This is a genomic window from Martinezella sp. CNPSo 3964 (genome assembly GCF_057784375.1).
The window spans coordinates 197,756-210,801 of the sequence record NZ_JBXSOW010000009.1 but is presented as its reverse complement, the minus strand read 5'-3'; the positions used below and the strand labels follow the sequence as shown (position 1 = coordinate 210,801).

The 13,046-nt window shown below is 58.8% G+C and carries 11 protein-coding genes; 7 read left to right on the top strand and 4 right to left on the bottom strand.

The genetic code is table 11. The features are described from left to right. The first annotated feature begins 317 nt into the window (after positions 1–317). The 5 genes from AC13Q5_RS25920 to AC13Q5_RS25900 all read left to right on the top strand — a co-directional run bounded on the left by AC13Q5_RS25920 (position 318) and on the right by AC13Q5_RS25900 (position 4,253). Entirely contained in the window at positions 318–560 is a 243-nt protein-coding gene (locus AC13Q5_RS25920; RefSeq protein WP_488503635.1) for a DUF1127 domain-containing protein, read from the top strand. Between the two features lie 358 nt (positions 561–918). Then, positions 919–1,593 carry a response regulator transcription factor gene (locus AC13Q5_RS25915; RefSeq protein WP_488503634.1) on the top strand — a complete coding sequence of 225 codons (675 nt, stop codon included), beginning with the start codon at positions 919–921 and terminating at the stop codon, positions 1,591–1,593. Further along, complete coding sequence (locus AC13Q5_RS25910; protein WP_488503633.1) at positions 1,590–2,945, top strand: sensor histidine kinase; 1,356 nt, start codon at positions 1,590–1,592, stop codon at positions 2,943–2,945. The genes AC13Q5_RS25915 and AC13Q5_RS25910 overlap by 4 nt, the downstream gene beginning before the upstream one ends. Positions 2,946–3,045: 100 nt before the next feature. Further along, the gene (locus tag AC13Q5_RS25905) at positions 3,046–3,636 is read left to right on the top strand and encodes a class I SAM-dependent methyltransferase (RefSeq protein WP_488503632.1); all 591 of its coding nucleotides are present in this window, start codon (positions 3,046–3,048) and stop codon (positions 3,634–3,636) included. Then, positions 3,633–4,253 carry a DedA family protein gene (locus tag AC13Q5_RS25900; RefSeq protein ID WP_488503631.1) on the top strand — a complete coding sequence of 207 codons (621 nt, stop codon included), beginning with the start codon at positions 3,633–3,635 and terminating at the stop codon, positions 4,251–4,253. Before AC13Q5_RS25905 ends, AC13Q5_RS25900 begins: the two co-directional genes overlap by 4 nt. A gap of 23 nt (positions 4,254–4,276) precedes the next feature. Here the strand turns inward: AC13Q5_RS25900 and AC13Q5_RS25895 are convergent, their stop codons facing one another. Then, on the bottom strand, positions 4,277–5,308 hold the full coding sequence (locus AC13Q5_RS25895; RefSeq protein ID WP_457882415.1) for a class I SAM-dependent methyltransferase: 1,032 nt from the start codon (positions 5,306–5,308) through the stop codon (positions 4,277–4,279). 253 nt (positions 5,309–5,561) lie between these two features. On the opposite strand from AC13Q5_RS25895, the gene AC13Q5_RS25890 reads away from it, so the two are divergent. Beyond that, on the top strand, positions 5,562–7,505 hold the full coding sequence (locus AC13Q5_RS25890) for a putative bifunctional diguanylate cyclase/phosphodiesterase (RefSeq protein WP_488503630.1): 1,944 nt from the start codon (positions 5,562–5,564) through the stop codon (positions 7,503–7,505). A 34-nt stretch (positions 7,506–7,539) separates the two neighbouring features. Continuing rightward, positions 7,540–7,926 carry an ester cyclase gene (locus AC13Q5_RS25885; RefSeq protein ID WP_457887981.1) on the top strand — a complete coding sequence of 129 codons (387 nt, stop codon included), beginning with the start codon at positions 7,540–7,542 and terminating at the stop codon, positions 7,924–7,926. A gap of 107 nt (positions 7,927–8,033) precedes the next feature. On the opposite strand, the gene AC13Q5_RS25880 is transcribed toward AC13Q5_RS25885, so the two are convergent. From AC13Q5_RS25880 to pcaF, 3 genes are all read right to left on the bottom strand, one after another. Then, positions 8,034–9,236 (bottom strand): MFS transporter, encoded by a 1,203-nt coding sequence (locus tag AC13Q5_RS25880; RefSeq protein ID WP_075852728.1) that lies wholly within the window; start codon positions 9,234–9,236, stop codon positions 8,034–8,036. Between the two features lie 120 nt (positions 9,237–9,356). After that, a complete protein-coding gene (locus AC13Q5_RS25875) occupies positions 9,357–11,687 on the bottom strand; it encodes a cation:proton antiporter domain-containing protein (protein ID WP_488503629.1) in 2,331 nt (776 codons plus the stop codon). Between the two features lie 132 nt (positions 11,688–11,819). Further along, positions 11,820–13,025, bottom strand: coding sequence for a 3-oxoadipyl-CoA thiolase (gene pcaF / locus AC13Q5_RS25870; RefSeq protein WP_488503628.1), 1,206 nt, complete (start codon positions 13,023–13,025; stop codon positions 11,820–11,822). Between the last annotated feature and the right edge of the window lie 21 nt (positions 13,026–13,046).

Genomic DNA, 13,046 nt, shown 5'->3' with positions numbered 1-13,046 from the left:
CTTGCCGAATCCGAGATCTTGCGTATTATATGCTCATCCGTAAATCAAACACAGGAGGCGTGATATGCAGCATACACACATGTTTACCTACGCCTCTAGCGGAATGCTCGTTACTGGTTTGGTATGTGCCATGCCAGCTACACGACGAGCAGCTATTTAAAGCCCGAAATAGCTTTGAATGCCGCCACTTAGGCGTTTTTTCCCATAAACACATCGTGACTTGCTGATGGAATGAACAGACGCATGTTTCATGCGTCAACTCCTGATGCCGGTCGAGCTTCAAGAGGCCTGGCTGCGTCATTGCGCCAGGAAAAACAATGACGAACTCACAATTTTTAGTTGCTGACAATTTAGCGGCAACGGTCGATGAACTGTGCCTGAAATTCGGTGCCTGGAGGACCGCACGAGCCCTCCTGTTTGTCGCCTGGAGACGGCGACAGACCTACAAGCAGGTATCTGAGCTATCGAACTATCAGCTTCGTGATATCGGCCTTCCCGAGCGGGAGGATGCTCTCGGCTATCACAATTTGCTGGCGCTGCATGTGACCCGCCTCAAATGAGGTGGGCGTGATGCAAGTGGACATTTCACAGCTCATCGTTCTCGATCCCGATTGGTTCGAGCAGGATGGTGCGGCAGTAAAATCACAATGGAAGGGAAGCTATCCCCGTGTCGGGATCACTATCCTGTTCGCTATAGCTTACCTATCGAACGCTCTGCAGCGGACATGGCAGGGGGAGGCGATGCCTTCCCCTGCAACATTGCCGATCTAGAAGGTCGAATGTGGCTAACATCTTCCGTACTGGCAGGATATCGGTCCGAGCTCCCCAATAAGTAACGGAGCGTCGTCCGGGGGAGGGTCGCAATCTTCCCGCAATCCGCCTATGCAATGTAGCTGTTCCATTTGTGGGGGTGGTTCATTGCGAATCTTGTTGCTTGAAGACGAGCCGGAAATGGCTGCGGCGCTGGGCGCTGCATTGCAGGCGCGCGATGCCGTCGTCGATCACGTGTCGACGCTGGCCGATGCCGAAGAGGCTGCGATAAATCTCCCCTATGATGTCATCCTTCTCGACCGCCAGGTTCCGGACGGAGATGGCTTGTCGATCGTTCCGAAGCTGCGCGTGGCCGGTGTCGGCACGCCGGTGATCATATTGACGGCGCGCGGCGATCTCGATGACCGTATTGGTGGCCTCGATACCGGCGCCGACGATTATCTCGTCAAGCCCTTTGCCATGGAGGAGCTTCTGGCGCGACTGCGTGCCATCCTGCGTCGCCCGGGCGAGGTGCGGACCGAGGTGGTGAACTTCGGCAGGCTATCCTATGACTTCGGTTGCCATGATATTTTGATCGAAGGCGAACGGCTTGAATTGCCGCGTCGCGAAGTGCTGGTCTTCGAGGCGCTGGTGCGTCGCATTGGCCGCACAGTGCCGCGGCATGCGCTGGAAGAGGCCGTTTACGGCTTTGCCGACGATATCCAGTCCAATACGCTGGATGCGCATATCTCCCGTCTTCGCCGCAAGCTCGCTTCCGTGGAGGCTGGCCTTGAAATCCATCCCGTCCGCGGCATCGGCTATCTGATGAGACCGATATCATGAGCGGAGCCCAGCCTTCCTTACGATGGCGGCTCGTATCGCGCCTGTCTTTGCTGCAGGCAATCTTCCTCTCGTTGCTTGCGGTGCTCATCGTCGCCGCGCTCTGGGCGACTGGCAGTTTTATTTCTCTTCAGCCGGAAGACGAGACCATCAATGCCATCTCCCAGTCCGTCGGGCGCGACCGGAATGGCGCTCTTGTGCTGAGGGAGACGCCGGCACTTGCGGCACGGCGCGGTAATTTGCCAGGCCTCTGGTTCACCGTGCGGGATCGAAGCGGCGCCGTGATCAAAGACGGAAGCGTGCCGCCTGCCTATGAGGCGATTGGCGGCGCACTTGACGGCATTGGACAGGCCCGTTTCGGCAGCAATCTCGGTGGAAATGCCGTGCCCGCCGCCCGGCTGCAATGGGTATCGTCTCCGGCCGGCGAGGTGCAGGTTCTGACGGGCGTGGACGGCAGCGTATCGCCGCTTCGCGTCCTTGGTGCGATGGGTATTGTGTTCTTCAGCGCCCTTCTGCCTTTGCTGATTGTCACTGCCATCGCAACGGTGATCGCCGCGCCGCTTGTGGTTCGCCGCGCCTTTTCCTCGCTCGATTCCGCTGTCGCCAGCGCCGGGCAGATCGACATCAATCGCCAGGGTACGCGGCTGCCGGTCGACGATGTCCCGCGTGAGATCCTGCCGCTTGTCGAAGCCGTCAACGATGCGCTGAGCCGGCTGGACGAAGGCTATGAACGGCAGAAACGTCTCTTCTCCCATCTTGCCCATGAATGGCGGACTCCGGTTGCGATCCTGCAGGCGCGTCTCGACGGCCTGCCTGCAGGCCCTTTGAAGGAACGGCTCTTCGAGGATACGGTGCGTCTTGCGACCCTTGCCGAGCAGTTCCTTGACCTTCAGCGTCTCAATCATCGCTTCGAACCGGCTCCCATCAATCTCGTAGACATCGCCGAGCACGTCGTTTCGGAGCTGGCACCGCTCGCGATCGCTACCAACTACGAGCCCTGTTTCATCAAGGACGAAGAGGCCGTGGAAGTTCTCGGCGATCGCGTGGCTATCGAGCGAGCCGTTGCCAATCTCGTGCAGAACGCTATCCAGCATGGCGGCCGTAGTGGCAGAATAATTGTCCATGTCGGTCGTGCCACCGGCATCACCGTAACCGATGAGGGAAGCGGTATTCCGCAAGAGGAACGGGACCGTATCTTCGAGCCGTTTCATCGCCTCCCCGGACAGGGCAAAGGGTTCGGTCTCGGGCTCAATCTCGTCCAGGAAATTGCCAGGCTTCACGGCGGAAAGGTTTGCGTTATCGACGGACCAGCCGGTGGTGCAGCCTTCAGATTGAGCTTCCCGGCGGCCGGATAAGTTATCACGTGTTCCCCGGTGCAATGTTCTCGCAATCGGCTCCCCGTAGGAAAAGCCTGCCGCGCAGGCGAATCTCCTGCGGCCTTGCTGGTGGGAACACATGTCAAACGCTTCATTATTTCTGCGAACTCTGTTGACCAATCCGCGCATGGTGGGAGCGATAGCTCCTTCCGGTACGATGTTGGCCAACCTGATTACAAGCGAAGTCGATCCAGAGGCGGGCCCAGTTCTGGAGCTTGGCCCTGGAACGGGAGTGTTCACACAAGCCTTGCTCGCACGCGGCATATGTGAAAGCGACATCACACTGATTGAGTCTGCTCCTGGTTTTGCCAGCCTGCTGCGACAACGGTTTCCCAATGCTCGTCTCGTCTGCGCCGATGCCGCGCAGCTTCGCAGTCATCACTTGCCGGAAGGCGTGCAGTTTGGCTGCGCGATCAGCGGGCTACCGTTGCTGAATATGTCGCCGAAGACGGTAATTGCCATTCTGACCGGGGTCTCGTCGCTGCTGCGTGAAGGCGGTGCACTCTACCAGTTCACCTATGGTGTTCGCTGTCCGGTGCCCCATCGCCTGCTTGACCGGTTCGGCTTCAAGGCAACGCTGCATGGCCAGGCACTGCGCAACTTTCCTCCTGCCAGGGTCTATAAGATCGCCCGGCGCAGGCCGCTTCATTATCAGGCCGTTATCAGATGAGCGGCTCTTCTTATTTGTTAGATATTCTACCCGAACTGGCGGCATGGGGGCTGCTTGGCCTTGCGCTATGCTCTGCCGTCGAGAAGCTTGTTCCTATCATACCGTCCGCCGGCATGTTCCTGATGCTGGGCATGCTGGGTATCGCCCATTTCGCCGATCTTCCCATGGTGATCGCCGTTACCGCCGCTGGCTCAACGGTAGGCTCGCTGTTCTGGTATGGAATGGGCCGATGGCTGGGACCTGCACGTGGCGAGGTCTTCGTACTGAGGATGATTAGGCGTCTGGATATTAAAGAAGAGTGGTATCTGCGTCTGAAGCGCAGTTATCGTGGCAATCTGATACAGGTCGCGTTCTTCGGCCAGCTTGTGCCTGTTATCAGGGCCTATATGGCATTTCCGGCAGGCGTGCTTGCCATGCCGGCGCCAAGCTTCGCCATCGCAACATTCTGCGGCGCATTGATTTGGAATACACCGTTTCTGGTATCGGGCTACTTGCTGCGCAGGCAGATAATTGCACCAGATACGGCAGCACCTGCGGCTGTCGCAGCTATCGTCTTGGTTAACCTTCCGCTGTTTGCCCTGTTCCGACTTCGCCGGCCAAGCCGCAACGCGGCCTAGCCGGTCAAGTCGTTTGCCGTCGACTATACAGTCAGAACGGCATATATGACGCCGCCATTCTCGCCGCGCGTAACGGAAACATCGGCAATCGGATGCTTGACCTTGTCGATGATCGACTGGACATCCTCATCCGTTCGCCAGATCAACGGCCAATTCATGAAGGTTTCCATATAACCTTCGACACCGATATCCTTGGCGAAGTTTGCGAGCAGGAACTTGCCACCGGGCTTCAGCATCTGCAGGCAACGCTCCGTCAGACGCACGGCTACACTTTCGGCCAGATAGTCGTAAAGACCTGCTGCATAGATGAAGTCGAACGTGCCGAGCTTCTGCGCGCGCCCCAAAATGGTGCGAACGGAACCGTTGATCGCTTCGATGCAGCTGCCATGGAAGGCCGAACTCACGGTCCCGACGCTGACCGGATCCTGGTCAAGTGCAACCCAGCGCTTGAGCCTGCCGCTCTGCAGAGCTTGGGAGCGCTCCGCTTCGCGCAGATGGCCGGCTGCGATCGCCAGGATCTCGGCGCCGTCCGTCGCCTCCGCCACCGCATCGACATGCGTGGCCAGGATCTCGCGCCTTTCGCGCACGGCAACGGCGGATGCTGCACGCCGGGTGAAATCGTAAACTTCAGCGCCCAGCGCCGAAGCCTCCGCCACCTGTGCGGCAACGGCCGGATGTTCGTAAATGAAATCCAGCAGGTAGGCATCCCCACTATAGCCGCGCGGCTTTTCGAAGGACCATCGCGTCAAAGGGTCCTGCAGCAGGAAGGACGACACGGGATGACCCTGCGCAACCGAGGCCAAATGGGTCCAGGTCAGGGGTGTCGTCTTGCTTTTCAGCGCCTGCAGACGCTCGGTCAAGGCCTTCATCGTGCCTGGAACGGGTGCGTTTGCTTCGAACGCCTGCTGCGTCAGGGAGAGAATGAGGGCGAGTTCGGCCTCGCCCTCCTTAATTTGGTCGGTTGCGAGGTTGTTACCGGACGATCTCGTATGTTCCGAGATGGACTGGGAGGTAACGAGGCTGAAGCCATCAAGAGCGGTTTGAAATTGTTTCAATTTTAAATCATTCCGTGAACACTATGCAAACCATATCTCATATAAAAATTGAGCGCTATGGTTTTGTTAATGTCGCTACGGCAACGCTGTCGTTATCAAACGGATCAAATTAGCCGCCGTGGTGAAGCGAGCGATTTGTTCATTCGAGCGACGCAAAGGTAACGCGGTGGACATGAAGTCTCGGCTAACTCGGGTGATGATGAGCATGCGTCGATTGTCGGGAAGCAGGGATCTTGGTCAGGGCGAAGCTCGCATGACTAACCGCTCCGATGAGCTGCGCGCGCTCTACAAAGCCTATAGCAACGATGCGCGGCGTGCCTTGGCTCGCAGCGGTCTGTGGCTAGCCGTGCCCGTTTATGTCCTCTTCCTGATCACGGATCTGGTCTTCATTCCCGACGTCTCGCACGTGACGATCCCTGCGCGGTTTCTGATCGGTGGCTTTTCGCTTCTGATCCTGGAAATGCAGTTTTCGCGGCAGCGTCGTGCCGGCGAGCTTGAGGCGACATGTGCTGCGGCTGTCGTTCTTGGATATGTCGTGTGGCTGCTGCCGGCATTGCAGACGACCAATGCCGAGGCATTCTCTTATTATGCCGCCTTCGGCGCCATCTTCATGATGGGCGTTAACCTTTTCTTCAGTCTTGAATTCGGCTTGGCACTGGTTTCGTCCGGTTTGATCTTTGCGTTTTTCCTGCTATCGATGACGGAATTTCACTACAGTGCCGCCTATTGCCTGGCCTTCACGACCTTCTATCTGTGCTGCTTCGTGTTCACCTCCTATGTGAACTGGAAACTGAACAAGGAACGTTTCAACGTCTTTCTCAATGCCAGGGAAGCGGAGCTGCAGCAGCGCCAGGCGACCGAACGCGGCGAGGCGCTTCTGCGGCTTTCCATTACCGATTCCCTGACCGGAATGGAGAACAGAAGAGCCGCCGATATAAGGCTGAAACAGTTTTGGGATCGCTGGCGTGAGAAGGGCGCAGCATTCGCCATCCTGCTGGTCGATGTCGACTTCTTTAAGAAGTATAATGACTATTACGGCCACCAGGAGGGCGATCACTGCCTCGTGACGGTTGCCAATGCGCTATCGAACATCGTTGCTCCCCTGGGGGCGACGGTCGGACGTTACGGCGGCGAGGAATTCATCGTTATCCTCGATCTGGAAAGCAGCTCGGATGCGCTGGCGCTGGCTGACGCCATTTGTCAGGGGATCGAAGCGCTCGATATCGTCCATGCGCAGCGTCTGGACGGCTTCCGGCATGTCACGGTGAGCGTCGGAGCGACCATTACGAGAGATGTCGTCGGTACGAAGCTGGAGAATGTGATCAACGAAGCCGACCGCGCTCTCTATTCCGCAAAGGCGAGCGGCCGCAATTGTGCAAGAATATTTGATCCGAACGAGTTGCCCGGCGGCGATGCGAGCGAGAATATCGCAGCCATTCTGAAGATCGCCATCCAGCAGAATCTCGTTTCGCTGGTCTATCAGCCGATCCAATATCTCCAGACCGGAGAGATCGGTGCCTATGAAGCTCTCATGCGCCTGCAGCTGCTCGATGGATCGAATGCTTCTCCGGCAGTCTTTATCCCGATAGCGGAGCGTACCGGCGCGATCATGGAGCTCGGCTATTGGGCGATCAGAAGGGCCTGCTGTGATTTGCTGACCCGCGACATCGTCGACACTGTCAGCATCAACGTCTCCCCGATCCAGCTGAGAGCTCCGGGTTTCGCCGCGCAGGTCGCCGCTATTCTGGCGGAAACGGGTGTTTCCGGTCACCGGGTGGCATTCGAGATCACCGAGGGCGTCGATATGGAGATACGCCCCGATGTCCTCGACAGCATTCAGGATCTGAAGAAGCTCGGTATCAAATTCTGGCTGGATGATTTCGGCACAGGTTTTGCCGGACTGTCATGGCTTCGCCTGATGGAGTTCGAAACCGTCAAGATCGACAAATCCTTCCTGCATGATGCGGCAAGCAACGACGGTGCGAAGATCCTTCTCGAGGATATCATCGGTCTGGTGCGCAATCGCGGCCATCGCATCCTGGTCGAAGGCGTGGAGGACGAGGAGCAACTCAATCTCGTCAAATCCTTTGGCATCGATGCCGTTCAGGGATACCATATCGGCCGTCCGGCACCGGTGCTCAAGCATCCGATTACAATGATGCATGCAGGTCGCCGCCGTCTGCAGGCATCTGCCTGAGACGCCGACGGTCACCAGGCCAAGGGCGATGGGAATGGCAAGCGTCGACCTGTCCGAGATCTATAGAGGCTATATTGCCTGTCTGAATGAGCAGGATTGGTCACGCCTAGGCAAATTTGTCCATGAAGACGTGCACTATAATGGCGGCCATGTCGGGCTATCAGGCTATCGGCAAATGCTCGAAGGCGATTTTCGCGCCATTCCCGATCTTCATTTCGATATCGCTCTGTTGATTAGCGAACCGCCGCGCATCGCAAGCCGCCTGCAATTTGATTGTAGGCCGACGGGAATGCTGTTCGGTATGGCGGTAAACGGCAGAAGGGTGCGATTTGCCGAGAATGTCTTCTATGAGTTTCTGGACGGGCGAATCCGGAACGTCTGGTCGATCATCGACAAGGCGGCCATTGCGACCCAGCTGTAGGGCCATTCTAGGAAAAGTGCGCAACGGCTTTCCGTCCGGAATTGCATGAAAAGCTCGGCTGCTCCGAGGATGCTTATCCGCTTTGATAATCCTCGCCGATAATCGCGCTATTTGTGTCTGAGGCGAAGCGCCATGAAACCGGCTGCGAACGCGGCAAGGCCGCTTGCGATAATCGGGCCGGAATAGCTGCCCGTATGGTCGAAAATGAAGCCTGCGGCCGTGGGGCCAATCAAGGCTGCGATACCCACCGCCGTATAGAGGTATCCGATGACGGCGCCGATATTGCGTGTGCCGAACAGATCGGCCGCCACAGCGGGATAAAGGCCAACGCAACCGCCATAGCTCATGCCGAATGTCAGCGCGAACAACGCGAGCTGGATCATGCCTGATGCCGATGCCCATAGCGCAAAGGACCCAGCGACTGCGAATGTCAGCGCGGCCAGCAGCCGGCGTCGTCCGAAGCGATCGCCGAGGCCGGCCAGGAAAAAGCGCCCGACGACATTGCCGACGCCGATAAGACCAACAAGAGTGGTTCCGTCTTGAATGGAAAGACCCATGTCCTGGGCCGCTGCAACGATATGGACATACGGGATGAAGGTGCAAAACGACGACAGAATAAGCACGACATAGAAAAGATAGAACCGGCTGTCTCGCCATATAGCGGGAGCATTTGCAGAGTTGCTCGCTCGGTTCGAGAGCGGGTTTGCATGGTCGCGCCTCTTGCGGATGACCAGTGCGGCTGGCAGTCCAAACCCGGCAAAGAGGCAAGCCAGCGCGATAAAGCAGCCCCGCCAGCCGATCGATGGAAGAGCCTGACCGATCGCAAAGGGCAGGATCAGGGTGCCAAGGCCAATTCCGGCGGTCGCGATGCCCGATGCCTGGCTCCGTTTGCGGACAAACCACGATTGCACGGCGCCAAGAGCCGGAACGTAAGAGAGGCCGATCCCAAGGCCAACGCCGAAGCCGTACCAGATGTAGAGCGACGAGAGGGACTCGGCGCGACTGGCGCCGATATAGCCGAGGATCATGGCGGCAAGCCCCAGAAGAACCAGGCCGCGCGGCGACCATCTGTCGGCGAGCGGCCCGGCAATCGCGCCCAGGGAATAGAAGAGGAACGCGGAAATGGAGAAGACGAGGGCGATCTCGCCGCGAGAGGCGCTGAACTCTGCGGCAAGCCCAGGCAAGGTGGCGGAGAAGGAGTAGGCGGCTCCAAACGTCACGGCCGTCAGCACATGGGTGGCGGCAACGACCTTCCATCCCTCCCGCGTATCGGCTTCTTCATGGTCACGCGAAAGGGCAAGGTCGGACATCGGTGCGCTCGGTCAAATGATGCTGTTGCCCAATATGGCCCAGGGGGCGGCATTGGAAAAATGAATAGCGTTGATGTCTTTCATTGATTCTCTTGATCCATGCCGAAGGTGAGGGTCGGCCTATTCACGAATTGCCTGCGAAGAGGAGGCGAGGTCGGTTTCTATGAAAATACAGGATCTGTCGGCCGTCTGCAGCAGCGTGTCGGCCACGCTGCCATAGGAGAGGCTGCCGCTCGCCCGCTTGCTCACGCCAAGCACGATCAGGTTATATCCGCCGCCGCGCGCATGGCGCAGGATCGAGAGCTCTGGGGACGGTCCCTGCTGCACGACTTTTTCGACCTGCACACCATAATAATCTGCGATGGTGCCGACCTTGTTCAGAATATCCCGATGGTCGTTGCCACGATCGCTGATGCGCGGGATGGCGCTGGCCTGACGCGGCTCGACGATCAATAAAAGCGCGCAGTGCACATTTGCCGCCTTGGCAATTGCTATCCCGAATTCGGCGGCGCGGATGGAGCGCTCCGTGCCACTGACGGGAAGCAGGATCCGCAGATCACCGGGATGCTTCGGAAGCGAACCGCGTGCCGTTATGATCGCAGGAGTTCCCTGGAATGCCGTTGTCATGACCTGCAGCGACGGGCTGAAGCGGCCATCTTCTCCCATGGTGGGTTCTATGCCCGCGAGGAGAAGATCGTGGCCGGTGCCGGAGACGTCTTCGACCACGGTTTCGAGCTTGTCGCTCCTTTCTCGGACTGTGACATGGATATCGCCTTCGCTGGCCATATCCTGCTCGGGCGGGGCCGAGGCAAGCAGGTCGGTTGCGCATTGGCGCAGATATTCGGCTATAGCCTTGGCTTGCGAGGCTGGTGGCGTGGTTCTCGTAGCGTCGGGCGCGCCTGCAGTTTCATCGGCTTCTCGTGCATCCAGCACCGTGACCGGCATCTTGCGCGTCACTGCGAAGAAGGCGGCAATCCAGGTCGCGAGGCGGCCGCTTTGCGAACCATCGACGGTCAGCAGTATGCGTTCGAAATTTCCGAGGAAGCTTTTGCTTTCAAATTCTTCACGTTCGAGCCGGTCACGTTCCTCTTCGCGCAATGGCAGGCGAGCAAGCGCCCAACGAAGTGTGGGCGGCATCGCCATCGTGGTGATGACCGCCATGGCGACAATGACGGAGAAGAGTTTTTCGTCCAGCACACCGATGGATAGGCCGATGGTCGCGACGATGACTTCCGTCGATCCTCTGGCGTTCATGCCGCAACCGAGCGCCAAGGCCTCGGAAGCCGAATAGCCGCCAAACCTGGCGGCGGCAAAAGCGCCCCCGAACTTGCCGATGCTCGCTATGACAACGACGGCAGCCGTCAGCAACAAGATGGAGGGATCGGCAAGCACGGTCAGATCGGTCTGCAGACCGGTCAGCCCGAAGAAGACAGGCATGAACAGCGCCGTCGTCAAGCCGCGAAGCTGCACGTCGATCTGGCGCGTGAGGATTGGAGATTCTCCAACGAGAATACCGGCGACGAAGGCGCCGAGCACGGTATGGACGCCGATGAGATTGGTGATAATCGCCATCCCGCCCATGATCGCAACGATGGCGCTGAGCACGGGCAGGTCGCTGCGGAAATTGTCGTTGGTCCAGCGGATGATTTCGAACACGATCCGCCGTCCGACAGTGAAGCTCACGACCATGAAAGCCAGCGTCCCGATCACGCTGGTTGCCAGCGTCGTGAGATCGACGGTTCCTTTTTCCGCAAGCCCGAAGGTTATGGCGATGATGACCCATCCAACAGTATCGTCGATGATGGCGGAAGCGACGATCAGTTGGCCGACGTTCCGGCGCATGAAGTCCATTTCGCGGACGACGGAGGCGACGATCTTCACCGAAGAGATGGAAAGCGCCGTTCCAAGAAAGAGAGAGGTGACCAGCCGCTTCTCGGGATCTGGAAGCAGTGCGTCCGGAATAAGCTCGCCGAGCGCAAAGCCTGCCGCAAACGGAATGACGATGCCCGTCAGCGAGACGCCGACCGCCGATTTGCGCAGGCGCTTTGCGAGACCCAGATCGGTTTCCATGCCCGCGAGCAGCAGCAGGAAGAGGATACCGAGCTGACCAACCGCATCTGTCATGCTCTTCTGGGCTGCATCCGATGGGAAAATGCTTGCCTGCACGCTGGGAAATACGAGACCCAAAAGTGAGGGGCCGAGAATGATGCCGGCAATGATCTGACCCATGATCGACGGTTGGCCGATGCGCACCATCCATTCGCCGAGCAACCTGCCCGATACGACAAGCAGAATGATCTGGACCAGAAATAGCCCTTCCGAGGGATGGGCGGCCTTCTGTCCCTCGGCTGCGAAAGCGGTTTGCGCGATCAACAGCGACAGGATGGCGGCAATGAGAATGATGGAGGCGCTTGACGGAAATGATTTCAGAAAATTCTGGCGTGACGGCATGGATTGTTCCCACTGAGCAGCAGGAAAACGCGCCAGCGGCTTTGCCGTTCCAGATATTGCCGACAATTGCCGGTTTGCTCAGGCTAACGGTCCGCCGCTCATGCGGCGGCGGACGACAGCTGATGGTGCCGATCAGACCCGTTCCAGTGCGATGGCAATGCCCTGGCCGACGCCGATGCACATGGTCGACAACGAATAGCGTCCGCCGGTTTCCTTCAACTCGAGAGCTGCTGTACCGGTTATGCGTGCGCCGGACATGCCTAAGGGATGGCCAAGCGCGATTGCGCCGCCGTTGCGATTGACGCGAGCGTCGTCATCGGCAATGCCGAGTTCGCGCAGCACTGCAAGCCCCTGCGAGGCAAAGGCCTCGTTGAGTTCGATGACGTCGAACTGTTCCTGGCGCATGCCGAGCCGCGCCATGAGCTTGCGGGAGGCCGGAACCGGACCGACGCCCATGATGCGCGGGGGCACACCGGCGGCAGCGCCGCCGAGGATGCGGGCGATCGGCGTCAAGCCGTATTTTTTGGCTGCTGCTTCGGAGGCGATGATGAGCGCGGCAGCACCGTCATTGACGCCGGAGGCGTTGCCGGCCGTTACCGTGCCACCTTCCTTCTTGAAGGGAGTGCCGAGCTTGGCAAGCGCTTCCATCGAGGTTGCGCGGGGATGCTCATCCTTGCCGACGATGATCGGATCACCCTTGCGCTGCGAGATCGTGACCGAGGTGATTTCCTTGGCAAGTCGGCCGTTTTCCTGTGCTGCGGCTGCCTTTGCCTGCGAGCGAACGGCGAAGGCATCCTGATCTTCGCGGCTGACCTTATAGTCTTCGGCGACGTTTTCGCCGGTCTCCGGCATGGAGTCGACGCCATACTGCTTCTTCATGACGGGATTGATGAAGCGCCAGCCGATTGTGGTGTCGTAGATTTCGGCATTGCGCGAAAAGGCGCTGTCGGCCTTGGGGATAACGAAGGGCGCGCGCGACATGCTTTCGACGCCGCCTGCGATCATCAATTCGGCTTCGCCGGCGCGGATGGCGCGGGCCGCAGCAATGACGGCATCCATGCCCGAGCCGCAAAGACGGTTGATCGTCGTGCCCGGCGCCGAGATCGGCAGGCCGGCAAGAAGGCTCGCCATGCGCGCGACGTTGCGATTGTCCTCGCCGGCCTGGTTGGCGCATCCGTAGATCACGTCCTCGACTGCTTCCCAATCGACGGAGCCGTTGCGCTCGATCAGCCCCTTCAGCGGTACGGCGCCGAGGTCGTCGGCACGAACGGAGGACAGCGATCCGCCAAAACGGCCGATCGGGGTGCGGATATAGTCACAGATGAAAGCGTCGGTCATGGTCTTTCTCCCTACTGCATG

Coding starts and splice junctions, on each gene's coding strand:
- AC13Q5_RS25920 (WP_488503635.1), top strand. CDS start 318: ATGACGAACTCACAATTTTTAGTTGCTGACAATTTAGCGGCAACGGTC.
- AC13Q5_RS25910 (WP_488503633.1), top strand. CDS start 1,590: ATGAGCGGAGCCCAGCCTTCCTTACGATGGCGGCTCGTATCGCGCCTG.
- AC13Q5_RS25905 (WP_488503632.1), top strand. CDS start 3,046: ATGTCAAACGCTTCATTATTTCTGCGAACTCTGTTGACCAATCCGCGC.
- AC13Q5_RS25900 (WP_488503631.1), top strand. CDS start 3,633: ATGAGCGGCTCTTCTTATTTGTTAGATATTCTACCCGAACTGGCGGCA.
- AC13Q5_RS25890 (WP_488503630.1), top strand. CDS start 5,562: ATGACTAACCGCTCCGATGAGCTGCGCGCGCTCTACAAAGCCTATAGC.
- AC13Q5_RS25885 (WP_457887981.1), top strand. CDS start 7,540: ATGGCAAGCGTCGACCTGTCCGAGATCTATAGAGGCTATATTGCCTGT.
- AC13Q5_RS25880 (WP_075852728.1), bottom strand. CDS start 9,236: ATGTCCGACCTTGCCCTTTCGCGTGACCATGAAGAAGCCGATACGCGG.
- AC13Q5_RS25875 (WP_488503629.1), bottom strand. CDS start 11,687: ATGCCGTCACGCCAGAATTTTCTGAAATCATTTCCGTCAAGCGCCTCC.
- pcaF (WP_488503628.1), bottom strand. CDS start 13,025: ATGACCGACGCTTTCATCTGTGACTATATCCGCACCCCGATCGGCCGT.